The following is a 23,833-nucleotide window of genomic DNA, read 5'->3' as shown; positions in this document are numbered from 1 at the left end:
GGGGTCAGACCTCCTGGTCCGGGCCGCTGTCCGCGGAGTCGGTCGTGACCATCGGTGGATAGTGCGGGTTGAGGTCACCGGAGCGCCGCCGGTAGTCGACGAGGAGCGCCAGCAGCTCCGCACCTCTGGGGCGACGCCCGGACCGGACGTCGCAGGTGCCGACCTTGCTCTCCTGGATCAGCACGTTCGGATCCAGGCTGATGCCGAACAGGTCGTTGGCCGAGTCACCGGTCACCAGACCCTCGAAACCGAAGTGGTACGGCAACCACACCTGATGGATGACCCGGCCGTCCACCCGCAACGGGGTGAGCCGGTCCGTCACCAGCACCCTCGCCTCGATGGCCGCACGCGCGGTGATCAGGTGAGCCCAGCCCAGGTGGGTGAGGCCACGTTCGACAGCCAACTCCGGGGACACCTCGACGAACATCTCCGGCTGCAACTCGGCCAGCGGCGACACCATCCGGCTCATCGCGCCCGCGGTGTGGTGCTCGGTGAGCCGGCTGACCGTGAACACGTACGGGAACACCTGGCTGTACGGCTCCGGCGGGCTCGGGTTCAGCGTGTTGATCGGGTGGGTGTAGACCTTGCGGGTCGGGTTGGCCTGCTGCCGGTAGAGCGGGTTGCGCACCGGGGACTCGACCGGCTCGTAGTGGGTGGGCATCGGCCCGTCGAGCACGCCGGTCGGCGCGTACAGCCAGCCCTTGCCGTCGCCCTGGAGGATGAACGGGTCGTCGCCGGCGATTCCCGCCACGCCCGAGGAGTCGTGCGCGGGCCGGTAGGACGGCGGTTTGGTCTTCTCGAAGTCCGGCACGTCGTAACCGGTCCACTCGCCCTTGTCCGCGTCCCACCACACGTAACGCTTGCGCTCGGACCACGGGTTGCCGTCCGGGTCGGCCGAGGCACGGTTGTACAGGATGCGCCGGTTCGCCGGCCACGCCCAACCCCACTCGGGCGCCACCAGGGACTGCTCCGCGCCGGGCTTGCGGCGGGCCGCCTGGTTGACGCCGTCCGCGTACACCCCGGTGTAGATCCAGCAACCGCCGACGGTGGAGCCGTCGTCCTTCATCTCGGTGAACGACGCCAGTGGCCGGCCGGTGGCCACGTCGTACCCGTTGATCTCCCGCAGCACCGCCTCGGCGCTCGGCTCCGCGTGCGGACCGTGCGTCGGGTAGTCCCAGGTGAGGTCGAGCAACGCCCGGTCGCGCGGCAGCGTCGACGTCGCCAGCCGTTCCCTGACGATCCGGCCGAGGTGGTAGAAGAACCACAGCTCGGAGCGGGCGTCGCCCGGCGGCTCGACGGCCTTCTCCCGCCACTGCAACAACCGCTGCGTCTGGGTGAACGTGCCCTCCTTCTCCACGTGCGAGGCGGCGGGCAGGAAGAACACCTCGGTACGGCACTCCTCCGTGACGATCTCGCCGGTCTCGATCTCCGGCGCGTTCTTCCAGAACGTGGCGCTCTCGATCTCGAACAGGTCCCGGACCACGAGCCAGTCGAGGTTGGCCATGCCGAGCCGCTGCGCCCGGCCGTGCGCCGAACCGACCGCCGGGTTCTGCCCCAACAGGAAGTACCCCTTGACCTTCCCGTCGATCATGTCGAGCACCTGCTGGTAGGTGCCGTGGTCCCCGGTCATCCGGGGCAGGTAGCCGTAGCAGAAGTCGTTGTCGGCGGTGGCGGCGTCTCCCCAGTACGCCTTGAGCAGGTTGACGCCGTAGGTGCGCGCGTTGCCCCAGAAACCCTTCTGCCCCGGGTGCCGGATGCTGTCCACCCACTCGTCGAAACTCGGGTGCTCGGCGTGGTGCGGCATCGGCAGGTAACCCGGCAACAGGTTGAACAACGTCGGGATGTCGGTGGAACCCTGGATGCTGGCATGCCCCCGCAGGGCCATCACCCCACCACCCGGGCGACCCATGTTGCCCAACAACAACTGGATGATCGCGCCCGTGCGGATGTACTGCACACCCACACTGTGCTGCGTCCACCCCACCGAGTAGACGAGCATCCCGGTGCGCTCCCGACCGGAGTTCTCCGTCCAGGCCTGCGCCAGTTCGAGGAACTTCTCCTGCGGGATGCCGCAGACGCGTTCCACCATCTCCGGGGTGTAGCGGGCGTAGTGCCGCTTCAGGATCTGGTAGACGCAGCGCGGGTGCTGCAACGTCTCGTCGCGCTCGGTCTCGCCGCCGACCGGGGCGCCGTGTGACTCGTGCTCCAGCCCGGCGCCGGTCTCCCGCTGCGTCTCGGTGTCCCGGGTCGTCTGGTTCTGCCCGTGGCCCTGGTAGCGCCAACTGGTCTGGTCGTACGAGGCGTTCTCCTCCTGGAAGCCGGAGAAGAGCCCGTGCAGGTCCTCGGTGTCGGCGAACTCCTCGGTCACGATCGTCGCGGCGTTGGTGTAGGAGACCACGTACTCCCGGAAGTCCAGCTCGTTGTCCAGGATGTAGCGGATCACCCCGCCGAGCAGCGCGATGTCGGTGCCCGCCCGGATGGGCAGGTACGAGTCGGCCAGCGCGCTGGTGCGGGTGAACCGTGGGTCGACGTGGAACACCTTCGCGCCGCGACGCTTGGCCTCCATCACCCACTGGAAGCCCACCGGGTGTGCCTCGGCCATGTTCGAACCCTGGATGACGATGACGTCGGAGTTCGACAGGTCCTGCTGGAACTGGGTGGCGCCGCCACGGCCGAAGCTGGTCCCCAGACCGGGGACGGTGGCGGAGTGTCAAATACGGGCCTGGTTCTCGATCTGGAGCGCCCCCATCGCGGTGAACAACTTCTTGATGAGGTAGTTCTCCTCGTTGTCCAGCGTCGCCCCGCCCAGGCTGGAAATGCCCAGCGTCCGGTTCAGCGGCCGACCTTCGGCGTCGACGTCCTCCCAGGTCTCGTCCCGGGCGGCGAGCACCCGATCGGCGATCATGTTCATCGCCGTGTCGAGGTCGAGGTCCTCCCACTCGGTGCCGTACGGGCGTCGGTAGCGGACCGTGGTCTGCCGCAGTGGGCTCGTCACCAGACTCTTGCTGGCCGAGCCCTTCGGGCAGAGTCGCCCGCGCGAGATCGGGCTGTCCGGGTCGCCCTCGATCTGACTGACCTGCCCGTCCTTCACGTACACCCGTTGGCCACAACCGACGGCGCAGTACGGGCAGACGGACCGGGCCATCGAGTCGGCGGTGTCGGTGCGGGCGGTCAGCGCGCGGGATCCGGCGGACTTGGCCGCCGCTCCCCGGCCGAGCGGGTCGGTGCCGGTGAGCTGCCGGTAGACCGGCCAGCCGGCGATCCAACGAGGCACCCCCATCGCGCACCTTCCCGACTAATCACACCAAATGTGAACAGCCTGACATTAGTCGAGGTGCTGCCCGCGTCGCAGCGGGATCACGAACAGTCATGCCTCCCCCGACCCTTCGTGCGGGCCGGAAGAGGCATGGAGTACGACGATGGTCAGTTCGGCTGAAGCTCACCGACGGGGTGGTCGTTGAAGGTCCGGTAGCGGTGCAGCTCCCAGAACAGCCAGCCGATGCTGACGAGCGCCACCACGACGAAGACCAGCGATCCGGTGAACGTGTCCCACAGGGTGTGCAGGACGACGACACCCACGAACGTGCCGATGAACCCGACCAACCGCCGGGCGCTCGGCGTGGCCAACAACGCCCACAACGCGCCCGCGGTGAGCCCGGTCCAGGCGGTGTGACCGGCGGGCGCGGTCAGCCCACGGATGAACAGCGTCTGCTCCACCGCACCGATGTTGCCCTGCGAACTGAGCAGCGCGCTGAACGCGTAACCCATCGTCTCCAGCGCGGCGAACCCCATGCCGGCGGCGACACCGATGACCAGACCGTCCGAGGGAACCCGACGCCGATGCTGGGCCACCACCGTGAACAGCAGCACCACCGGCACGATCAGCTTCGCCGACTCCTCGATCAACGCCACGAACAGCATGGGCAGCGTGCCGAGGCCGCGCAGGGTGTCGTACTCCAGCGTCCCGGCGACGACAGTGCCGATCACACCACCGAAGAACGCCGACGTCACCAACACCGACGCCGGCACCTGCCACCGCCCGGTGCGGGCCTGCGCGAACGTCAGGAACGTCAGGGGCACCAGCGTCGCCCCGAGCAGGATCAACGCCGGTACGAAATTCGGATTCTTGGTGCTGACGAGGGTCCGCAGCACCGCCAGATAGAGGACCAGCCCGACGACGAAGACTGCAACCCACGCCCACCGGCGCCAACGATCACCCATAGCGCGCAGTCTGTCGGACCCAGGTTACGAACACTAGTATTCCAGCAGGAGATCCGTTGTCGGGCTCAGTGAGGGCTTGCCGCGCGTAGTGGCTGGTTTTGGCGGTGGCTCGATGCCGCCTCCGGTGAACAGACCAGGCGACGCGTCGTGCAGGGTCGATGATCAGGGCGTGGAACAGGCGGCGGAGTTCGTTGACTGTGATCGCGATCAGGCCGTCTGGTGTTTCAGCGCTGGCCGTTGTCGCTGCGGCGAGGAACGCGTGGGCGGCGGTCGCTCTCCAGCACGCCAGGACTCCGGGGCGAGTGAGCATCGTCAGCCGAAGTGGCGTAGAACCATCTCCGTCAGTGCGGTGGTGTCGGCGTCGATCATCGGCGCGCCGGTCATGCCCATTCGGTGGAGCAGGGTGCCGACCACGGTGTCGATGAAGAGCAGGACCCGACTCTCGGGCTCGTTCAACGCTTCCTGAAGCGTGCGTAGGTATGGGGCCTGGAACCGAGTGGACAGGACCTCGCGCAGGCCTCGATCGCTGACGCCGTCCACGAACACGCCGGCGAACGCCGCGGCGACCCCCGGCTCGCCGATCTTCGCTGCGATCCAACGGATGGTCGAAGTCAAGATCTCGACGCGGTCGTCGCTCTCTATTGGCAGCGGACCGAACGCGTCGAGGAGGCAGTCCACGATCAGCGCGCCCTTTGACTCCCAGCGGCGGTAGATCGTCGTCTTCGCAACTCCTGCCGCTGCCGCGATGCGGTCCATTGTCGCGCCGGCGTAGCCCAGTTGGTGAACCGTGTTCAGCGTTGCGGCGAAGACCGCGGCGTCGATGCCGATGCGTGGGCGCCCGAGTGGCTTGGCGGAGGGAGTCGCTGGCCTCATGCCGACACGGTACCAATTATGCTACTGTCAGTATCGCTACCTCTAGTATCGAAACGCTGAGATCGAGGAGAGCCATGAACGACGTCACGGGTGCTGAACGGCCACCACTGGGTGTCCGCGTGCTGCACGCTCTGGCGAAGGAGCGGGACTGGTTGACGCTGACGACCGAGGAGTTGATCGCCTTCCGCGACGCGGAGAATCGCAAGCGGGCGTCCCGGCTCATCCGCGTGATCACCGGATTCCCAGACCGCGGTGCCACGATCCAGTGGCAGGAGGTGACGCTGCCGGACCGTCGGGTCCGGGTCCGCGTGTACCGGCCGTCGACCAAACACGTCAACGGACGCACCGACCTGCCGCTCGTGCTGCACGTGCACGGCGGCGGGTTCGTTGGTACAGCGGTGCAGAGCGACTGGTTGAACAGCCACCTCGCCGTACGGCTACCGGCGGTCGTCGTCTCGGTCGAACACCGGCTCCTCGCTCCGGGGACTCCTCTGACGGCGGCCGTCGACGACGGCTGGGACGTGCTGCGGCACCTGGTGCGGCACGCCGCGGACTGGGGAGTCGACCCGGCGCGGACCGCGGTGGTCGGCGAAAGCACCGGCGCGACGATTGCCGCACTGGCCGCCATCCGGGTCAGAGGATCCGGCCTGCTCCTGCGGGCACAGGTATTGGTCAACCCCGCTCTCGATCTGACTGAGACCGCGTTCGACCACGCCTCGATGACCCGGCACGCCCACAGCCCGACCCTGACCATCCCACAGATGCGGCTGTTCCAACGACTGGCCGTTCCGCCGGGAACAGATGCTCGGGCGGTGTCGCCGCTGCAGGCCGACGACCTGAACGGGCTGGCCCCTGCACTCGTGGTGGTGCCGACACTCGACCCGGTGGCCGATCACGGACGTTTGTACGCCGAACGGCTGCGCCAGGCCGGAACACCCGCGCAGCTCACCGAACATCCCGGGGCGACGCACGCGTTCCTCAGCATGCCAGGGGTGGTGCCGCAGGCCAAGGCCGCGCGGGCCGTGATCGCCGAGTTCCTCCGCGATCACCTACCCGGATGACGGACTGCGGAGATTCCGTTTCTGGCCGGCAGCGGTGCAGGTCATGAAGTCCGGTACCGCCGACTGGGCTCCGGCCGGCTGAAACGCCACCCGACCACCTCCACCAACTCGTCGAACAGCCCAGGCCATCGCTGGGCGTCTACTCCATGCTCACGGACAGGACCACACCGCCGCACCAGGCCATAACGGATTTCCCGCTGGAGCACTAGCCACGACTCCCCAGATCCCGACGCCGATGATGAAGCACAGGTAGCGAACGGCCAGGTCCTGCACACCGATCACGATGGCCGTGACCGGCAACAGGCTGTACCGCGCCAGTGTGAGCCCGGCCCGGAACGCTCAGACCACGTGCACCAGCCGGAAGCGCTCGGTCACCACCATCGTGTCGTCGTCCACCGTGAAGTCGGGGTCGCCCAACTCCTCGCGGAGCTCCGCGCTGTGCCAGAACGTCTCGTGCCCCGCCCGCCACTGCGCCACGGACTCGTCGCCCTCCCCCTCGTCCCGCGCGTGTCGCAGGTCGACGTCCCCGAGACGGATCACCCGTACCTCGGTCAGTTCGATGACCGCGACCCGCCGGCCTGCGGAGTCCACCACGGCGGAGAGTTCACCGACCTCAGGCAGTGGCTCGTTCGCGCGCTCGTACCCGACCAGCAGGCCCGTCGTCGAGGTCTTCGCGCCGGACAGGATCGCGCCCACGAGCGCGTCCCGCAGCGGCCCCGGGAACGCGAACTCGGCCAGCGGAAGATCATCAAGGTCCATGCGCAGAGGGTACGCGACCCGGCGCGTCGCGAGGAACCGTCGTCGACAACCTTCCGGCGGCATGACACCGTCACGATGTGGCCACCTACGACGTTGCCCTCGTCCTGCTTGTCGACCCGTCCGGCGCGGTGTTGCTCCAGCACCGCGACGAGGACATCGAGGTCTCGCCCGGCCAGTGGAGCCTGCCGGGTGGCCACGTCGAGCCCGACGAGTCGCCGGAGGAGGCGGCCCACCGGGAGTTGCTGGAGGAGACGGGCCTGACAGCGGACGAGCTGCACCTGGTGTGGAGCGGCCCGCGGCCGTACGAACCCGACTTTCCGCACACCGTGACCGTCCACGTCTTCCAGGGCGCGACCACGGCCCGGCAGGAGGACGTGATCCTCGGTGAGGGGCAGGCCATGGTGTTCGTCCCCCGCGACCAGGTGTTCGACCGTGCGCTGGCGGTCTCCGCCGCGCTGGCCCTGCGCCTGATCTAGCTGAGCTGCCCCGGCTGGTCGATCATGGAGTTGTGGTGGGTGACAAAGTAGCGCCTACCCGGCGAATTCTGGCACCACAAGTCCATGATCGACGGGGCGAGGGCGGGGCGAGAGCGGGGCGGGGGCGGGGCGGGGCGGGGGCGAGGGCGGGGGCGGGGCGGGGCGGGGGCGGGGCGGTCCTGGTCAGACGTGGTGGATCGGGGTTTTCAGCTCGGTTAGGGGCCGGCCCGTGCCGCCCCAGGTCTGGGCGGTAATCTCGGCGGCGATCGCCACGGCCGTCTCCTCCGGCGTCCGCGCGCCCAGGTCCAACCCGATCGGCGAGCAGAGCCGGGCCAGCGCCGCCTCCCCCACACCGGCCTCGCGCAGCCGGCGCATCCGGTCGTCGTGCGCGCGGCGGCTGCCCATCGCCCCGATGTAGCGGGCGGGTGTGTGCAGCGCGACCTGGAGCAGCGGCACGTCGAACTTGGGGTCGTGCGTCAGCACGCACAGCACGGTGCGGTCGTCGACGGTCGTCGACTCCAGGTATTTGTGGGGCCACTGGACGACGAGTTCGTCGACGTCCGGGAAACGCGCGCGGGTGGCGAACAGCGGGCGGGCGTCGCAGACCGTGACGTGATAGCCGAGGAAGGCGCCGATCCGGGCCATCGCGGCGGCGAAGTCGATCGCGCCGAAGACGATCATCCGGGGTGGCGGGACGTACGACTGGACGAAGACGGCCACGTCGTCGCCACGACGTTGACCCTGCCGACCCAGGTGGATCGTGCCGGTGACGCCGAGGGCGAGCATCCCGACCGCCTGTCGGGCGACCGCGTCGTCCAGCTCGGGCACGCCGACGCTGCCGGCGATCCGGTCCGGCCAGATCACCAGTTGGGCGTTCTCGACCGACGCGGTGGCGACCGGGCGGCCGTCGGAGATCGCGGCGAGCACCTCGTCGATCTCCGTCAGCGCGACGCTCGGCTGCACCAGGATCTGGATCGTGCCACCGCAGGTCAGGCCGACGTCGAACGCGTCGTCGTCGCTGACACCGAAGGTCTGGGTGTGGGCTGTCCCGGTTGTCAGCGCGGTCCGGCAGAGGTCGTGGACGGCACCTTCGACGCAGCCGCCCGAGACGCTGCCGAGCACCTCGCCGTCGGCGGAGACGGCCATCGCCGCGCCGGCCGGACGGGGCGCGGACTGCCAGGTCCGCACGACCGTCGCGACGGCGAACGCGACGCCGGCCGTACGCCAGCTCGTCAGCCCGTCGACGATCTCCCGCATGGCCGCACGATCCGCGAACCCCGGCGGCACCGTCAACGCCGACCTAAGCAGTTGCTTAGGTCGGCGTTGACTTTACGGACCGTCCGGCAAAGATTCGGCCGGACTGCGGAGGTGCGACATGCAGGTGCCGGCACCGTTCGAGTACGAGCGAGCCACCAGTGTGGACCATGCCATCAGCCTGCTGGAGCGGCTGGGCGGGACCGCCCGCCTGATCGCCGGCGGGCACAGCCTGCTGCCGATGATGAAGCTGCGGCTGGCCAACGTCGACTACCTGATCGACATCAACGACCTGCACGCCGAGCTGGGCTACGTCGAGGCGGGCCCGGACGAGGTGCGCATCGGTGCGCTCACCCGCCACCGGGAGCTGCTCGAGTCTCCGGTGCTGGCGGCGGCGTTCCCGATCTTCGCGGACGCCGAGCGGGTGATCGCCGACCCGGTGGTGCGCAACCGGGGCACGCTGGGCGGCTCGCTCTGCCAGGCCGACCCGTCCGAGGACCTCTCGGCGGTCTGCACCACGCTGGACGCACGGTGCGTGATCCGTGGTCCGGGCGGCGCGGAGCGGGTCGTGTCCATGGAGGAGTTCCACGTCGGGCCGTACGAGACGGCCGTCGCGGACGACGAGATCCTGGTCGAGATCCGGGTGCCGGTGCGACCCGGGTGCGGCAGCGCGTACGCCAAGGTCGAACGCCGGGCCGGTGACTGGGCCGTGGTGTCGGCCGGCGCGGCGGTGTGGCTCGACGGCGGCGTGATCGCGGACGCCCGGGTCGGGCTGGCGGCGGTCGGCCCCAACACGACGGGCATCCCGGGGATCTCCGCGGCGCTGCGGGGGCGGGAGCCAACGGAAGAGCTCTACGAGCAGGCCGGGCAGATCGCGGCGGGCAGCTGCGACCCGGTGACCGACCAGCGCGGCAGTGCGGACTACAAGCGGCATCTGGCCGCCGAGCTGACCAGGCGGACCCTGCGGCGGGCCGTGGAACGGGCGAGGAGCTGAGCATGCAGGTCACCATGACCGTCAACGACGTCGAGGTCACCCGGGACATCGAGGCGCGGCTGCTGCTGGTGCACTTCCTGCGTGACGTCCTCGGGCTCACCGGCACCCACTGGGGCTGCGACACCAGCAACTGCGGCACCTGCGTGGTCTGGTTGGACGGCGAGCCGGTGAAGTCGTGCACGGTGCTCGCGGCCATGGCCGGCGGGCACGAGGTGCGTACCGTCGAGGGCCTCGCCAAGGGCGCCGAGCTGGACCCGGTCCAGCAGGGCTTCATGCAGTGCCACGGTCTGCAGTGCGGTTTCTGCACGCCGGGGATGATGATGACGGCGCGGGCGCTGCTCGACCGCAACCCCGACCCGAGCGAGGCGGAGATCCGGGAGGCGATCTCGGGCCAGATCTGCCGGTGCACGGGTTACGCCACGATCGTGCGCTCGGTGCGCTGGGCCGCCGTGGCCGAGGCGCAGGCCGCCGCCCAGGTCACCGAGACCACCGAATCGCCCGAGGCCGGCGAGATCGACAACGCCGGCCAGCCCGCGGAGGCCACCGCATGACCACTGTGCACGAGCGCGTGGACACGTTCCACGACAACGACCAGAAGCCCGTCGGGTACGGCCGGATGCTCCGCAAGGAGGACCCTCGGTTCCTGCGGGGCCGCGGCCGGTATGTCGACGACGTCCAACTGCCCGGCATGCTGCACCTGGCGATCCTCCGGTCACCGGTGGCGCACGCCCGCATCGTCAGCATCGACACGAGCGCCGCCGAGGCGTCGCCCGGGGTGCGGGCGGTGGTGACCGGGGCGATGCTCGCGGAGCAGAACCTGGCCTGGATGCCGACCCTCTCCAACGACGTGCAGGCGGTGCTCGCCACCGACAAGGTGCGTTTCCAGGGTCAGGAGGTCGCGTTCGTCGTCGCCGACGACCGGTACGCGGCGCGCGACGCGCTGGAGCTGATCGACGTCGAGTACGACGTCCTCGACCCGGTGATCGACGCGCGCCGGGCGCTCGCGCCGGACGCGCCGCTGATCCGCGACGACCTGGACGGCAAGACGAACAACCACTGCTTCGACTGGGAGACCGGCGACGAGGCGGCCACCGAGGCGGTCTTCGCCCGCGCCGACGTCGTGGTCAGCCAGGACCTCGTCTACCCCCGGGTGCACCCGGCGCCGATGGAGACGTGTGGGGCGGTCGCCGACTACGACGCCGTCGAGGGCAAGCTGCGGCTGTGGTCGACCACGCAGGCGCCGCACGCGCACCGCACCCTCTACGCCATCGTGGCGGGCCTGCCCGAACACAAGATCCAGGTAATCTCGCCGGACATCGGCGGCGGGTTCGGCAACAAGGTGCCGATCTATCCCGGGTACGTCTGCGCGATCGTCGCGTCGATCGTCACCGGCAAGCCGGTGAAGTGGATGGAAGACCGGTCGGAGAACCTGATCAGCACCGGTTTCGCCCGCGACTACATCATGCGCGGGGAGATCGCCGCGACCCGGGACGGCCGGATCCTCGGCATCCGCACCAACGTGCTCGCCGACCACGGCGCGTTCAACGGCACCGCCGCCCCGGTGAAGTACCCGGCCGGCTTCTTCGGGGTGTTCACCGGCAGCTACGACATCGAGGCCGCGTACTGCAGGATGACGGCGGTCTACACCAACAAGGCGCCCGGCGGCGTCGCGTACGCCTGCTCGTTCCGGATCACCGAGGCGGTCTACCTGGTCGAGCGGATCGTCGACTGCCTCGCCGACGAGCTGGGCATGGACCCGGCCGAGCTGCGGCTGAAGAACTTCATCCAGCCGGAGCAGTTCCCGTACACGACGAAGACCGGCTGGGTGTACGACTCGGGCAACTACGAGCCGACGATGCGGCTGGCGATGGAGATGGCCGGCTACGACGAGTTGCGCCGCGAGCAGGCGGAGAAGCGGGCCCGGGGCGAGCTCATGGGCATCGGCATCGCGTTCTTCACCGAGGCCGTCGGCGCCGGGCCGCGCAAGAACATGGACATTCTCGGGTTGGGCATGGCCGACGGCTGCGAGCTGCGCGTCCACCCGACCGGCAAGGCAGTGGTACGCCTCAGCGTGCAGTCCCAGGGTCAGGGGCACGAGACCACGTTCGCGCAGATCGTCGCCGAGGAGATCGGCATCCCACCGGCGGACATCGAGGTGCTGCACGGCGACACCGACAACACACCGTTCGGCCTCGGCACGTACGGCAGTCGGTCGACGCCCGTGTCGGGCGCGGCGGCGGCCCTGGTGGCCCGCAAGGTCCGCGACAAGGCCCGGATCATCGCCTCGGGCATGCTCGAGGTGTCGGTGGCCGACCTGGAGTGGGAGAAGGGCGCGTTCCACGTCGCCGGCGACCCGGGCCGGTCGGTCACGATCCAGGACATCGCCCTGCGCGCGCACGGCGCGGGTGACCTGCCCGAGGGCATCGAGGGCGGGTTGGAGGCGCAGATCTGCTACAACCCGTCGAACCTGACGTACCCGCACGGCGCGTACATCTGCGTGGTGGACATCGACCCCGGCACCGCGCAGGTGACGGTGCGACGGTTCATCGCCGTCGACGACTGCGGCACCCGGATCAACCCGATGATCATCGAGGGGCAGGTGCACGGCGGGCTCACCGACGGCGTCGGCATGGCCCTGATGGAGATGATCGCGTTCGACGAGGACGGCAACTGCCTCGGCGCGTCCCTGATGGACTATCTGATCCCGACGTCCCTCGAGGTGCCGGACTGGGAGACCGGCTTCACCGTGACGCCGTCGCCGCACCACCCGATCGGTGCCAAGGGCGTGGGCGAGTCCGCGACGGTGGGATCGCCACCGGCGATCGTCAACGCGGTCATCGACGCCCTGAAACCCTTCGGTGTCCGACACGCCGACATGCCGCTGACGCCGTCGCGGGTCTGGGACGCGATGCGCGGCCAGGCTCGGCCGCCGATCTGAGGGAGCCGAGGATGACCACCATCGCCGAACGCGCCCGGGAACTGACCGACAACCGGGAACCGTTCGTCCACGCCACAGTGGTCCGCGCACAGGACCCGACCTCGGCCCGGCCGGGCGACGCCGCGGTGATCCGGTCGGACGGGTCGATCGAGGGCTTCGTGGGTGGGGTCTGCGCGGAGAGCTCGGTACGGGCGGCGGCCCTCGACACCATGCGCGACGGGACCGCCCTGCTGCTACGTGTCCTGCCCGACGGCGCGCCCCCGTTCCCGGAGGCACCGGGGGCGCGGGTGGTGGTCAACCCCTGCCATTCCGGCGGCGCGATCGAGGTCTTTCTCCGGCCCATGCTGCCGGCGCCGGCACTGCGCGTGGTCGGAGGCACACCGATCAGCGCCGCGGTGGCGACCCTCGCCGCGTTCCTCGACTTCGACGTCGTCACGACCGACGACGACACCGGGTGCACCGCCGTCGTGGTGGCCGGGCTGGGAAAGGGTGAGGCGGAGGCGATCCGGGCGGCGCTCGACGCCGGCGTGGGATTCGTCGCCCTCGTCGCCAGCGACCGGCGCGGTGCCGCGCTGCTCGACGCGTTGGGGTTGACCGACGAGGAACGTGCCCGCGTCCACTCACCGGCCGGTCTGGACATCGGGGCGCGTACGCCGGCCGAGATCGCCCTGTCGATCATGGGTGAGGTGGTCCGGGCCATCCGGGTGGACGGGTTGGTCCCGGCGTCCGGCACGCCGACCGCCCGACCGCAGCAGGCCGTCGACCCGGTGTGCGGGATGACCGTGCTGGTCGGCCCGTCGACCCCGCACACCCGGGTCGACGGGCAGGACGTCTGGTTCTGCTGCGCCGGCTGCCTCGCGAGTTACACGGCGGCGTAGCCCGTGTTCCTGACCGGCCTGGTCCTCGCCGCGGGCACGTCGACGCGGCTCGGCGAGGCGAAGCAACTGCTGCCGTACCGGGGGCGGACGCTGCTCGACGCCACCCTCGACCTGGCTCGCTCGTGCGGCTTCGACCAACTGCTCGTCACCCTCGGCGGCGCGGCGGGCGCCATCCGGGACCAGGTGGACCTGACCGGCTGCCAGGTCGTGGAGAACCCAACGTTCAGCACCGGCTGCGGTTCGTCGGTCAGCACGGCCGCGCGGGCGGTGCACCCGCGCGCCGACGCGCTCGTGCTGCTCCTCGGCGACCAGCCCGGCGTCCGCGTGGCGGACGTCCGCCGGGTCGCCGCGGCGACCACCCCGCTGGCCGTCTGCCGGTACGCGGACGGGCTGGGCCATCCGTTCCGCTTCGACCGGACGGTCCTTCCCGAGTTGTACGACCTGCACGGCGACAAGGCCGTCTGGAAGCTGCTGCACTCCGGCCGCCACCCGGTGACCGAGGTGCCCGCCGACGGCCCGGTGCCGATCGACATCGACACCCGGGCCGACTACGAGCGCCTGCTGGCGGGCGACGCATGAAGGACGCCCGGGCCGTGCGGGACCGCCTCGACGCCGTCGACTACCTGGTCGACGACGGCCTGGCGATGGCCCTGTTCCTGGCGTTGCGCCTCGGTCGACCGCTGCTGCTGGAGGGCGAACCAGGCGTCGGCAAGACCGCCGCCGCGAAGGCGTTGGCCCGGGCGTTGGAAACGCCGCTGATCCGGTTGCAGTGCTACGAGGGGCTGACCGCCGGCGAGGCGCTCTACGAGTGGAACCACCAGCGACAACTGCTGGCGATCCGGCTCGCCGAGGCACAGGACACCCGGCTCACCGACGCGGACCTGTTCAGCGCCGAGTTCCTCCAGGAACGGCCGATCCTGCGGGCCGTACGCCACCGGGGGCCGGTGCCGCCGGTGCTGCTGATCGACGAGATCGACCGGGCCGACGACGAGTTCGAGGCGCTGCTGTTCGAGTTCCTCGGCGAGGCCGGCGTCACGGTCCCCGAACTCGGCACGTTCACCGCCCGTACGCCGCCGGTCGTGGTGCTCACCTCCAACCGCAGTCGGGAACTGCACGACGCGCTGCGCCGCCGGTGCCTGTACCACTGGATCGACTTCCCCACGCCGGCCCGGGCCGTGGAGATCGTCCGCCGGGCCGTTCCGGGTGCCACCGAGCCCCTGATCCACACGGCCGTCCAGTTCGTCGGCGGCGTACGCGACCGGGATCTGGAGAAGCCGCCCGGCATGGCGGAGGCCATCGACTGGGTGGCCGCGCTGTCCGTGCTGGGCATCGCCGACCTGGTCGCCGACGACGTCGTGCGGACCATCGGCACCATCGCCAAGACCCCCGACGACCGCGCGGTGGTCGCCGCCGCGCTCCACGCCCACCAGGAGAGCCAGCCGTGAAGATCAGCAACGAGTTCGCGGTCGCCGTGCCGATCGAGCGGGCGTGGTCGGTGCTCACCGACCTCGAAGGGCTCGCACCGTGCCTGCCGGGCGCCCAGTTGACCGGCGTCGACGGCGACGTCTACCGGGGCCGGGTGCGGGTCAAGGTCGGGCCGGTGATCTCCGAGTTCGTGGGCACCGCCCAGTTCGTCGAGAAGGACGCGGCCGCGTACCGCGGGGTGATCGACGCGAAGGGCCGCGACGCCCGGTCGACCGGGAACGCGTCCGCGTTGGTCACCGCCCAGCTACGCCCGGACGGCGACCGGACGCTGGTCAGCGTGGACACCGACCTGAAGATCTCCGGCAAGCTGGCCCAGTTCGGCAGCGGCATGATCAAGGAAGTGTCCGGCAGGTTGCTGGCCCAGTTCGTCGCCAACCTGGAGGCCAAGCTGGCCGCCGACCAGCCCACGACGGCGGCATCGGTCCCTCCTGCGGACCCCGAAGCCGTCGCGCCGACGGTCGACGCGCCGTCCGCCCCGGCCGCGTCCGCCACCGCGATCGTGACCGCACCCGGCACCGCCGCCGTCGCACCGACGCCCGTCGAGCCGACGTCGCTCTCCTCGTCGGCAGCCGCGCCGCCGCCCGTCACGCCGGCTGTCGTGCGACCGTCGACTGACACCGCGCGGGCCACGCCGGCCGCCGAGCCGGAGGCGCTCGACCTGCTCAGCATCGCCGGCAATTCGGTCACCAAGCGCCTCGTGCCCGCGCTCGTCGGCCTCGTCGCCGTCGGCGCGGTGATCGCCTGGCTGGTCGCGCGCCGGTGAGTCCGGGCGTGCTGCGCGGCGTCGACCGGGCCGCGTTCGCGGTGGCGTTCGCCGGCCGGCTGCGACGAGCCGGCGTTGCCGCCGGGCTCACCGACGTCGACGACTTCGTCCGAGCGCTCGCCGCCAGCCCACCCGACTCGATGTCGTCGCTCTACTGGGCCGCCCGGATCAGTCTGGTCCGGCGGCACACCGATCTCGCCGCGTTCGACCGGGTCTTCGCGACGATCTTCACCGATCCCCCGCCGCTGCCCCGAGCGTCGCGGTCCACGTCCACGACCGACGGTCGCGATGACCGGTACGTCCGGGTGCCGGGCGACAGCGACGCCTCGGGCTCGGGTGGGGGTCTGCCCTGGGCGACCCTGCCGCCGGCCGTCGCGGAGAGCCCGGAACGCGACACCGCGCTGCGGCTGCCCGAGCGGCGGCCCAGCGCTCTCACCGGGCTCGCCGACCGCCCGTTCGACCACCTCGATCCCGCGCAGGTCACGCAACTGGGCGACGCCCTCCGCGCGGCTGTCGTCGGCTGGCCGACCCGGCGTACCCGGCGGCACGCCATCGCCACGGGCGGCGCGCGGCTCGCGCTGCGGCAGACCATCGCCCGGGCCCGCCGCACCGGTTGGGAGCCCGTCGAGGTGGTCCGCGAGCGGCCGAAACGCCGGCCACGCCGGATCGTGCTGCTCTGCGACGTCAGCGAGTCGATGCGGGCGCAGGCGACCGCGTACCTGCACCTGATGCGGGCGTTCGCGGTGGTCGCCGACGCGGAGGTCTTCGCGTTCGCGACCACGTTGACCCGGCTCACTGTGCTGCTGCGACACACGTCGGCGGGCGAGGCGGTCGCGCAGGCCAGCGCGGCCGTGACCGACCGGTACGGGGGCACCCGGATCGCCACGAACCTGCGCGCCCTGCTCACCTCGCACCACGCGGAGGCCGTGCGTGGGGCAGTGGTGGTGATCGGGTCGGACGGTTGGGACAGCGATCCGCCCGACGACCTGGCCGCCGTGATGGCCCGGCTGAGCCGCCGCGCGTACCGGATCGTCTGGTTGAATCCCCGCGCCGGCGCCCCCGGCTTCGCGCCCCGGGTCGGCGGCATGGCCGCCGCACTCCCCTACTGCGACCGGATGCTGCCGGCCGGCACCTTCCAGGACCTGCTGGTCGTGGCCCGTCAGCTCCAGAGCGTCACGTGCACCGACGGTCGGAAGTGGCCGACGCTCACGCCCGCGCCGCGCATCATCGCCTGAATCGCCCTCGGTGTCGACGCGAAGCGCGACAGTTCACCAGCGGCCGACATCGCGTCGGGGGTGGCGAGCACCTGCGAGTGCCACATCGCCTCCACCGTCGCGTGTGGACCCGCCACCTGCACGAGGTGCCGTTGGCGGACGTCCGGCGCGACGGTGAAGGCGAGGGCCGGCGCCACCCCCTTACCGCGCTTGGCCTCCCCCAGCGCCGCCGCGTGGCTCTGGAAGACCTGCTGCCGGTCCTCCGGCACGGCTAGGCGACGCAGCATCGACGGCACCCCGCCCAACTCCGTGGTCGCCGAGGGCCCGAGCAGCCAGGTCTGCTCCCGCAACTGCCCGGGGGACGCCGTCACCCCGGCGAGCGGGTGCAGCGGACCGACGACGAGGACGAGGCGGTAGTTCATGACCGGGCGGCAGGTGATGGCGGCATCGGCGACCGGCGGCTGTGGGCCGATGGCGATGTCCACGGCGCGGGCCAGCAGCAGCGGCCCGAAGGAGCCCGGCCCACGGACGCTCAACTCGACGTCGAGGTCGGCGGCCCGCCTCGCGAAGAGGTCGATCAGGCCGGGGGCGGCGAACTCGGCGAAGAGGCTCGACGCGGCGACCCGCAACAGACGCCGGCCACGCGTCGCGGCGCTCACCTCCCGTATCGTGCGGTCCTGGAGGCCCAGCAGCTCCGAGGCGCGGCTGGCCAGCCGCAGCCCACCGGGGGTGAACGCGAGGCCGCCCGCCGTACGGGAGAAGAGTTTGTCGCCGAACTCCCTGCGCAGCTGGGCGATGTGCAGCGACACGGCCGACTCGGAGACCTGGAGCTCCGCGGCGGCCTGTTTGACCGAGCCCAACCGGACCACGGCGACGTACGCGCGAAGCTGCGTCGGGGTCAACGGCGTCACCCTCTCCCCCGCCTGATCGCGTGGCTCGGCTCGGCGTCGAGACGAACGACGATCATCCCCTGCTGGTCCGTTCCGCCGCCAGCACCCGATCAGCCGATCATCGGTCAGGTTCCCGTCCGGTGCCGGTCGCGCACGCAGTACACGTCGCCGGAGTTCGCGCTGTGCGGCAGTGCGGCGAGGTGCGTCGCCATGTCGGTGGCGGAGACCCAGCGCTGGAACGTCATCGACTTGTCGTCGCCCAGCGCGACGTCGAAGCCGTCGAAGCCGAGAACGGTCAGGCGGTCGAGGCACCGGGAGGCGACCGGGCGCGCGATCGTGGTGAACTCGAACGAGAGCGCGGGCAGCGGGCGGGTCAGGCCGGCCAGCACCTCGTCCTCGAAACCCTCCACGTCGATCTTCGCGAAGGTCGGTTCGCCGTACTCGGTGATGAGGGTGTCGACGGTGACCACCGGGACCTCGATGTCGGCGTCCCACACCTGGCCCTCCCACCCGCCGGCGCCCTCCGCCGCCCGCATGAAGTCGGGCGAGGCCGTCGACACGGTGGGATTGGCGGAGTTGACGTGGAAGCGGGTGCTCCCGGGTGCCGCGCCGCAGACCGCTCCGACCAGCGTCACCTGGTCGTCGTCGGCGTAGATCGCCCGCAGGGCGCGCAGGCACAGCGGCTGCGGCTCCACCGCCACCACCCTCGCCCCGAGGCGACGGAAGCTGGCGATGTGGTCGCCCACGTGCGAGCCGACGTCGAAGACGAGGTCGCCCTCGGCGACGAACCGGGAGTAGAACGCGTCCATCCGCGCGTCCCGCTCGGCGTCGCCGTAGTAGACGTCCAGCGACCGGTGCAGGAGGGACATCGCCGGGTCGGTCCGGAGCGCGGCGATCCTGGTGGTGGTGTCAGCCGTCATCTGTCTGAGTCCAGTCCGTGAGGGGGCCGGGTCACGGCCCGAAGGCGGTCAGGAACCGGTCCCGGAAGGTGTCCATCCGCCAGACCGGTGCCTGCGGTCCCGGCTTGAGCCCGTCCTGCCAGCCCCACCCGGAGATCCGGTCCAGGACGGCCCGGTCCCGGGTGACGATGGAGATCGGGACGTCCCGGCTGGCGTTGTCGCCGGTGACCACGGCGGCGGGCTGGTGGTCACCGAGGAAGATGAACACGAGGTCGTCGTCGCCGTAGGTCTGCACGTAGGAGATGAGCGCGCCCAACGTGTACTCGATGGAGCGCCGGTAGTCCGCGCGGATCTGCTCGGTGTTGCGTCGCTTGTCGTCGGACTCCTTGGCGGTCCCCTTGAAGATCGCCCCGTTGCCGAGGGCGGCCCAGTCGACCAGGGCCGGGACGGGCGTCCACGGCGCGTGGCTCGACACCAGCGCGAGCTCCGTCATCGTCGGGTCGCCGCCGCTGTTGCCCAGCTCCAGGCGCCGCCAACTGGCGAGGGTGTACTGGTCGGGCATGGTGCCGAAGCTGAACTTCGGCCCCCGGTACGCGAGCTTCCGGGCGTCGTAGAACCGGTCGTAGCCGAAGAAGGAGCCCTCCGGCCACGGCTTGCTCACCGCCGGCATCACGCCGACGGTCTGCCAGCTCGCCCGCTGGAACGCCTTGTTGAGGGTCAGCCGGTCACTCGCCAACAGGGTGCGGTGCCGCTGGTCGTTGTCGACCCAGAGGCCGGAGAGCAGGGTGTCGTGCGCGAGCCAACTTCCGCCGCCGAACGTCGGCGAGGTGAGGAATCCACTCTGCGAGGCGAACCCCGCCGCGCCGAGTGAACTGGTCCCTCCGTCGAGGACGGCGCCGACCTGCGGGGCGAACTCCGGGTCCTCGACGGCGTCCCGGCCGTAGCTCTCCACGAAGGCGACGACGACGTTCTTGCCACGCAGCGCGGTGAGCAGCTGGTCGCCGGGCGTCGCGGCGAACCGGTCGTCCTGGAGGAGCGCGGCGAACCTCTCCCGGTCGTCGAGACGCAGGCGTACCTGGAAGCCGTGGCCGTTGGTCAGGGTGGTCGCGGACGTGTCGGCGACCGTCACGCCCTCGACCACCCGCACGTTGAACGCGGCACAGACCACCCAGACGACCACCAGCGCCGCCACCACCCGGCGGGTCCCGGCGCGGTGCCAGATCACCAGCCGGCGCAGTCGTCGCATCGACAGCGTGACCACTGTGGGCAGGCCGACGGCCACCACCGCCAGGGTGATCGCGACGCCGATGGCGACGGGTCGGCCGTACGACTCGCTGACGAAGGCGAACCCCTCGTCGAGCAACGCCCAGTCGAGCACCGGGTCGAAGGCCCGGCTGAGCGCGGCGGTGAACCCCAGGTCGAACAGCTTCAGCAGGCCGAGCAGGCCGAGGGCCACGCCGGCGAGCGTCGCCACCCACCGGCTCCACCGCGGGGGTAGGGCGAGCAGGAGGGCGACGGTCAGCAGCGCCTCCAGGGGAATCCGTACGAACGCCCCGGGGCTGAGTCGCCCGAAGTCGTACGGCAGGGTGAGCACGAGCAGCACGAGCAGCACGGCCAGGAGGGTGACCAGTCGGGCCACGACGGAGCGCTTCGGCCGATCCTCGGCCTCGGTGCCGTCGGTGGCGGTGACGTCCGAAAGCTCGCCCCTCATCGCCTTCCGTCCCTGGCTCGGCATCTGGCGTACGCGCGTCACGAGCGACAACCCGGGCATCCTTCCATGATCTTTGTTGGGGGCGGTAGCCGGGCGACTCAGACGCGGGCGATGCCGCTTCGGGCCACGGCGACCGTCCGCTGCTCCGGCCAGGGCAGCCCGTCCGCCGTGCCGTGAACGACCGCGGGGCGCCGGTCCTCCGCAGCGTCGTGGGCGAGGGCTCGGCGGACGTGACGCGTCGTCCACAGCCACACGACGTCCCGCCCGAACGACTCGATCAGCAGCGCCAGCGACGCCACCAGCACGACTGTCGTCAGCGGCCCGGGCAGTGCGCCGCCCATCGCCACCGTCAGCACCACGCCCTGGATCGCGGCGACGACCTTCCGCCAGTAGCGCGGCGGCAACGATCCGCGCATCCACCCCAGCACCCAACTGGCGGCGACGAAGACGTAGCGCATCGCGCCGATCGCGAGCACCCAGCCGCCCACCGAGGGGGCGACGTGCAGGCAGAGCACCAGGACGAGGAAGGAGTCGATCTCCATGTCGAAGCGTGCGCCGAGCTCGCTGGACGTTCCGGTGCGTCGGGCCGTGTAACCGTCCACGGCGTCGAGCACGAGCGCCACACTGGTGAGGACGACCATCAACGTGACAGGTGCCGGTCGGGAGAACGAGTCCGCGGCCAGGGCCGTCACGCCGCCGACGAGGATGGCCCGGCTCAGGGTCACCTGGTCGGCCGGGCTCAGGTCATGCGCGCCCGAGCGGGACATCCCCCGACTGAGCAGGGCACACAGCGCCACCCCGTACGCCAGCCCCGCCGCCCACCCGGCCGGGCCGAGACCGACGGTCTGCGCGAGCACCGCCAGCACGCCGATCTGCACGAGCAGTCCGATGACCGGACCGGTTCGAACCGTTGACATCGTGCCTCCGTGACTCTGGTGGGTGACCCTGACCGTCATCACGGAAAACATGACCGATCGGTTCATTCTGAACGGGCCTCAACATGTATACGGAGGGACGTGCCCCGGCGGATGCGGATTAGTCGTCGCCGGTGAGTGCAGCCCGTCGCAGCCGACGACGCCCCCGAGTGCGACGACGGGTGTTCGGGTCAGGCCGCATCGGCCGCAGCCGTGCCGAGGGCGTGGAGCGTGGCGGTGGTCACCGGGTCGGCCGGGAAGAACGCCTCGACGGCCAGCCCGGAGACTGTGACGGGATCTGCCGTGTCGCTGCCCGCAGCGGGGCCAGTTCCGGGTCGGTCAGCTGGTGGCTGGGCGACAGGTCGAGCTACGTCATCCCGCGCCTGCGCCGCTGCTCGCGATCATTTCGTCAGGGTCTGGGCATGGTGAGGACCTCGACGCCGTCGTCGGTGATGGCGATCGTGTGCTCGCTGTGCGCGGTCCGGCAGCCCGTCACGCTGCGCAGGGTCCAGCCGTCGGGGTCGGTGACGAGCGTGGCGGTGTCCGCCATGACCCACGGCTCCAGTGCCAGCAGCACCCCGGGGCGCAACCGGTAGCCGCGGCCCGGCCGTCCGGTGTTGGAGATGTGCGGGTCCTGGTGCATCGTCGAGCCGACGCCGTGGCCGCCGAACTCGGTGTTGACCGAGTAGCCGGCCGCGCCGAGGACCGAGCCGATGGCGTGGGAGATGTCGCCGATGGGGACTCCGGGGCCGGCGGCGGCGATGCCGGCGCTCAACGCGCGCTGGGTGGCGTCGATCAGCGCGATGCTCTCCGAGGGCTGCGTCTCGCCCACGATGAAGCTGATCGCGGAGTCGGCGACCACCCCGCCCAGGGAGACGGCGAGGTCGAGCGAGAGCAGGTCGCCGTCGGCGAGCCGGTAGTCGTGGGGCAGCCCGTGCAGCACCGCGTCGTTGACCGACGTGCAGATGTAGTGGCCGAACGGGCCGCGCCCGAAGGAGGGCTCGTAGTCGACGTAGCAGGACTGCGCCCCGGCCTCCATGATCATGCTCTGGGCCCACGCGTCGATGTCCAGGAGGTTCGTGCCGACCACGCTGCGAGTCTTCAGCGCTTGCAGGATGCCGGCGACCAGGGCACCGGTGTCCCGGGCGCGGGGCAGGTCGGTGGGGCTCAGGATCTCGATCATGCCGCGCCTTCCTAGAACCAATAAGTATCCCGGCCATATTATCCCGGTACTAGAATCGGGCCATGGTCAGGTTGCCACTCACCCCCGCAGAGGTCGAACGCGGACAGCGCCTCGGCGCCCTCCTGCGCCGCGCCCGGGGGGACCGTTCGATGCTCCTCACCGCGCTGGACGCGGGTGTCTCACCGGAGACGCTCCGAAAGATCGAGTCCGGTCGCATCGCCACCCCGGCCTTCCCGACCATCGCGGCGATCGCCGACGTCCTCGGCCTCTCCCTCGACGCGGTGTGGTCGGAGATCAACAAATCGGACGACGAGGCCGAGTTCATTCGGCGGGACCACCCAGTGGCCGAGCGCCTGGCCTCGTAGCGCGTCCCACGCCGGCCGGGCACCTGACCGCCGGCACGTGGCCCCGCCGGAAACCGGCACGCCCGCTCGCCGATGTCCGCGCACCATCCGGGAAAGTGCTGCCTCGCCCGCTGCGGAGGCACCTACATCCCTGATGGTGCGCGGATCTTGACCGACGCGCGGACAGGTCCGGGGTCAGCGCGGGGCGGGCCACCACGGTTCGAGGATGGTCGGGTCGGCGACGTACCGGGCCACCTGCGTCCGCTGCTCCGGGGTCAGCGTCAGCTTTTGAAGTCGCGCGCCCCACTCGGGCACCCGATCGGCCTTGCCCAACGCCATCGCCAACTCGATCAGGCCGGCCAACGCCGTCGCCTGCTCGACGACCGGAGCGTCCTCGGCGCGGCGGCGCATCCCCGAGTCGAGCGCACGGTAGGCCGCCCGGTCGTCCATCTTGAACTCGCGCAGGATCCGCGCGTTGTCGAGCACCCGGGCCAACCCTTCCAGCTCCTTCGACCCGCCGTACTCCAGGTCCTTCGGCTCGTCCCGCTGAATGAAGACGACGGTGTTGCCGGACGGGTCGACGATGCTGAACCGCGACGCCCCGGCGCGATAGCGGGTGATTCGAGGCAGGCCCTTGACCAGGACCTTGCCGTAGGCCTTGCGCATCGCCTCGGTGAACACCGCGTGGTACGCCGCGACGGCGTCCACCAGCACCAGGCAGCCGCCGGACTGCTCCTTGGCCGGGTCGAGATCCTTCGGTGCCGGCCCGTAGTGCAGATCGAACCCACTCCACCGAAAGGCCAGGTACACGTACGGTCTGGTCTGCTCGTAGGTCACCTCGAACCCGAGCGCCCGCCAGAACGCCAGGGTCTCCTCCGGGGCCGCACAGTGCAGCAGCGGCACGGCGGTCTCGTTCGGCTGGACACGGTCCGCATTGGTCGTCATGGTCACTCCCGGTCAGGTCCCGTCGCGCGTC

Annotated in this window: 22 protein-coding genes; 11 read left to right on the top strand and 11 right to left on the bottom strand. The window is 70.8% G+C overall.

The window, feature by feature from the left end:
- Positions 1–4: 4 nt before the first annotated feature.
- From fdh to GA0070612_RS19135, 3 genes are all read right to left on the bottom strand, one after another.
- The gene (gene fdh, locus GA0070612_RS19155) at positions 5–3,280 is read right to left on the bottom strand and encodes a formate dehydrogenase (RefSeq protein ID WP_269458263.1); all 3,276 of its coding nucleotides are present in this window, start codon (positions 3,278–3,280) and stop codon (positions 5–7) included.
- Between the two features lie 143 nt (positions 3,281–3,423).
- Positions 3,424–4,221: a PrsW family intramembrane metalloprotease gene (locus GA0070612_RS19145; protein ID WP_088989154.1), complete on the bottom strand. Its 798-nt coding sequence runs from the start codon at positions 4,219–4,221 to the stop codon at positions 3,424–3,426.
- Positions 4,222–4,533: 312 nt separating this feature from the next.
- Positions 4,534–5,094, bottom strand: coding sequence for a TetR/AcrR family transcriptional regulator (locus tag GA0070612_RS19135; protein ID WP_088989153.1), 561 nt, complete (start codon positions 5,092–5,094; stop codon positions 4,534–4,536).
- A gap of 74 nt (positions 5,095–5,168) precedes the next feature.
- On the opposite strand from GA0070612_RS19135, the gene GA0070612_RS19130 reads away from it, so the two are divergent.
- On the top strand, positions 5,169–6,155 hold the full coding sequence (locus GA0070612_RS19130; RefSeq protein WP_088989152.1) for an alpha/beta hydrolase: 987 nt from the start codon (positions 5,169–5,171) through the stop codon (positions 6,153–6,155).
- Between the two features lie 339 nt (positions 6,156–6,494).
- Here the strand turns inward: GA0070612_RS19130 and GA0070612_RS19125 are convergent, their stop codons facing one another.
- A complete protein-coding gene (locus GA0070612_RS19125) occupies positions 6,495–6,914 on the bottom strand; it encodes an ASCH domain-containing protein (RefSeq protein WP_088989151.1) in 420 nt (139 codons plus the stop codon).
- A 77-nt stretch (positions 6,915–6,991) separates the two neighbouring features.
- On the opposite strand from GA0070612_RS19125, the gene GA0070612_RS19120 reads away from it, so the two are divergent.
- Positions 6,992–7,390, top strand: coding sequence for an NUDIX hydrolase (locus tag GA0070612_RS19120; protein ID WP_088989150.1), 399 nt, complete (start codon positions 6,992–6,994; stop codon positions 7,388–7,390).
- A gap of 183 nt (positions 7,391–7,573) precedes the next feature.
- Here the strand turns inward: GA0070612_RS19120 and GA0070612_RS19115 are convergent, their stop codons facing one another.
- Positions 7,574–8,647, bottom strand: a complete 1,074-nt coding sequence (locus GA0070612_RS19115) for an XdhC family protein (RefSeq protein WP_088989149.1) — start codon at positions 8,645–8,647, stop codon at positions 7,574–7,576.
- 118 nt (positions 8,648–8,765) lie between these two features.
- Between GA0070612_RS19115 and GA0070612_RS19110 the strand changes: the two genes are divergently transcribed.
- From GA0070612_RS19110 to GA0070612_RS19075, 8 genes are read left to right on the top strand one after another with little or no spacing between them, the layout of a single operon-like run.
- On the top strand, positions 8,766–9,638 hold the full coding sequence (locus GA0070612_RS19110) for an FAD binding domain-containing protein (RefSeq protein ID WP_088989148.1): 873 nt from the start codon (positions 8,766–8,768) through the stop codon (positions 9,636–9,638).
- A gap of 2 nt (positions 9,639–9,640) precedes the next feature.
- Entirely contained in the window at positions 9,641–10,189 is a 549-nt protein-coding gene (locus tag GA0070612_RS19105) for a (2Fe-2S)-binding protein (RefSeq protein ID WP_088989147.1), read from the top strand.
- Positions 10,186–12,576 (top strand): aerobic carbon-monoxide dehydrogenase large subunit, encoded by a 2,391-nt coding sequence (locus GA0070612_RS19100; RefSeq protein WP_088989146.1) that lies wholly within the window; start codon positions 10,186–10,188, stop codon positions 12,574–12,576. Before GA0070612_RS19105 ends, GA0070612_RS19100 begins: the two co-directional genes overlap by 4 nt.
- An 11-nt stretch (positions 12,577–12,587) precedes the next feature.
- The gene (locus tag GA0070612_RS19095; protein ID WP_088989145.1) at positions 12,588–13,454 is read left to right on the top strand and encodes an XdhC family protein; all 867 of its coding nucleotides are present in this window, start codon (positions 12,588–12,590) and stop codon (positions 13,452–13,454) included.
- Positions 13,455–13,457: 3 nt separating this feature from the next.
- Positions 13,458–14,033: a nucleotidyltransferase family protein gene (locus tag GA0070612_RS19090; protein ID WP_088989144.1), complete on the top strand. Its 576-nt coding sequence runs from the start codon at positions 13,458–13,460 to the stop codon at positions 14,031–14,033.
- A complete protein-coding gene (locus GA0070612_RS19085; protein ID WP_088989143.1) occupies positions 14,030–14,899 on the top strand; it encodes an AAA family ATPase in 870 nt (289 codons plus the stop codon). Before GA0070612_RS19090 ends, GA0070612_RS19085 begins: the two co-directional genes overlap by 4 nt.
- Positions 14,896–15,702 (top strand): SRPBCC family protein, encoded by an 807-nt coding sequence (locus tag GA0070612_RS19080; protein WP_088989142.1) that lies wholly within the window; start codon positions 14,896–14,898, stop codon positions 15,700–15,702. The genes GA0070612_RS19085 and GA0070612_RS19080 overlap by 4 nt, the downstream gene beginning before the upstream one ends.
- A complete protein-coding gene (locus tag GA0070612_RS19075; RefSeq protein WP_088989141.1) occupies positions 15,699–16,937 on the top strand; it encodes a vWA domain-containing protein in 1,239 nt (412 codons plus the stop codon). The genes GA0070612_RS19080 and GA0070612_RS19075 overlap by 4 nt, the downstream gene beginning before the upstream one ends.
- On the opposite strand, the gene GA0070612_RS19070 is transcribed toward GA0070612_RS19075, so the two are convergent.
- The 5 genes from GA0070612_RS19070 to map all read right to left on the bottom strand — a co-directional run bounded on the left by GA0070612_RS19070 (position 16,862) and on the right by map (position 22,513).
- Entirely contained in the window at positions 16,862–17,827 is a 966-nt protein-coding gene (locus GA0070612_RS19070; RefSeq protein ID WP_231924254.1) for a LysR family transcriptional regulator, read from the bottom strand. The genes GA0070612_RS19075 and GA0070612_RS19070 overlap by 76 nt on opposite strands.
- A 104-nt stretch (positions 17,828–17,931) precedes the next feature.
- Positions 17,932–18,726: an FkbM family methyltransferase gene (locus tag GA0070612_RS19065; protein ID WP_088989140.1), complete on the bottom strand. Its 795-nt coding sequence runs from the start codon at positions 18,724–18,726 to the stop codon at positions 17,932–17,934.
- Between the two features lie 31 nt (positions 18,727–18,757).
- The gene (locus GA0070612_RS19060) at positions 18,758–20,416 is read right to left on the bottom strand and encodes a sulfatase-like hydrolase/transferase (RefSeq protein WP_157742547.1); all 1,659 of its coding nucleotides are present in this window, start codon (positions 20,414–20,416) and stop codon (positions 18,758–18,760) included.
- 98 nt (positions 20,417–20,514) lie between these two features.
- Positions 20,515–21,333: a CDP-alcohol phosphatidyltransferase family protein gene (locus tag GA0070612_RS19055; protein ID WP_088991610.1), complete on the bottom strand. Its 819-nt coding sequence runs from the start codon at positions 21,331–21,333 to the stop codon at positions 20,515–20,517.
- A gap of 406 nt (positions 21,334–21,739) precedes the next feature.
- Complete coding sequence (gene map / locus GA0070612_RS19050; protein WP_088989138.1) at positions 21,740–22,513, bottom strand: type I methionyl aminopeptidase; 774 nt, start codon at positions 22,511–22,513, stop codon at positions 21,740–21,742.
- Positions 22,514–22,575: 62 nt separating this feature from the next.
- On the opposite strand from map, the gene GA0070612_RS19045 reads away from it, so the two are divergent.
- Entirely contained in the window at positions 22,576–22,878 is a 303-nt protein-coding gene (locus tag GA0070612_RS19045; protein WP_088989137.1) for a helix-turn-helix domain-containing protein, read from the top strand.
- 174 nt (positions 22,879–23,052) lie between these two features.
- Here the strand turns inward: GA0070612_RS19045 and GA0070612_RS19040 are convergent, their stop codons facing one another.
- Positions 23,053–23,802, bottom strand: coding sequence for a VOC family protein (locus GA0070612_RS19040; RefSeq protein WP_088991609.1), 750 nt, complete (start codon positions 23,800–23,802; stop codon positions 23,053–23,055).
- Positions 23,803–23,833: the final 31 nt, after the last annotated feature.

This window comes from Micromonospora chokoriensis (genome assembly GCF_900091505.1).
GTDB lineage: Bacteria > Actinomycetota > Actinomycetes > Mycobacteriales > Micromonosporaceae > Micromonospora > Micromonospora chokoriensis.
This window is presented reverse-complemented; position numbering and strand designations above follow the sequence as displayed.

Coding starts and splice junctions, on each gene's coding strand:
- GA0070612_RS19145 (WP_088989154.1), bottom strand. CDS start 4,221: ATGGGTGATCGTTGGCGCCGGTGGGCGTGGGTTGCAGTCTTCGTCGTC.
- GA0070612_RS19135 (WP_088989153.1), bottom strand. CDS start 5,094: ATGAGGCCAGCGACTCCCTCCGCCAAGCCACTCGGGCGCCCACGCATC.
- GA0070612_RS19130 (WP_088989152.1), top strand. CDS start 5,169: ATGAACGACGTCACGGGTGCTGAACGGCCACCACTGGGTGTCCGCGTG.
- GA0070612_RS19125 (WP_088989151.1), bottom strand. CDS start 6,914: ATGGACCTTGATGATCTTCCGCTGGCCGAGTTCGCGTTCCCGGGGCCG.
- GA0070612_RS19115 (WP_088989149.1), bottom strand. CDS start 8,647: ATGCGGGAGATCGTCGACGGGCTGACGAGCTGGCGTACGGCCGGCGTC.
- GA0070612_RS19110 (WP_088989148.1), top strand. CDS start 8,766: ATGCAGGTGCCGGCACCGTTCGAGTACGAGCGAGCCACCAGTGTGGAC.
- GA0070612_RS19105 (WP_088989147.1), top strand. CDS start 9,641: ATGCAGGTCACCATGACCGTCAACGACGTCGAGGTCACCCGGGACATC.
- GA0070612_RS19100 (WP_088989146.1), top strand. CDS start 10,186: ATGACCACTGTGCACGAGCGCGTGGACACGTTCCACGACAACGACCAG.
- GA0070612_RS19095 (WP_088989145.1), top strand. CDS start 12,588: ATGACCACCATCGCCGAACGCGCCCGGGAACTGACCGACAACCGGGAA.
- GA0070612_RS19085 (WP_088989143.1), top strand. CDS start 14,030: ATGAAGGACGCCCGGGCCGTGCGGGACCGCCTCGACGCCGTCGACTAC.
- GA0070612_RS19065 (WP_088989140.1), bottom strand. CDS start 18,726: ATGACGGCTGACACCACCACCAGGATCGCCGCGCTCCGGACCGACCCG.
- GA0070612_RS19060 (WP_157742547.1), bottom strand. CDS start 20,416: ATGAGGGGCGAGCTTTCGGACGTCACCGCCACCGACGGCACCGAGGCC.
- GA0070612_RS19055 (WP_088991610.1), bottom strand. CDS start 21,333: ATGTCAACGGTTCGAACCGGTCCGGTCATCGGACTGCTCGTGCAGATC.
- map (WP_088989138.1), bottom strand. CDS start 22,513: ATGATCGAGATCCTGAGCCCCACCGACCTGCCCCGCGCCCGGGACACC.
- GA0070612_RS19045 (WP_088989137.1), top strand. CDS start 22,576: ATGGTCAGGTTGCCACTCACCCCCGCAGAGGTCGAACGCGGACAGCGC.
- GA0070612_RS19040 (WP_088991609.1), bottom strand. CDS start 23,802: ATGACGACCAATGCGGACCGTGTCCAGCCGAACGAGACCGCCGTGCCG.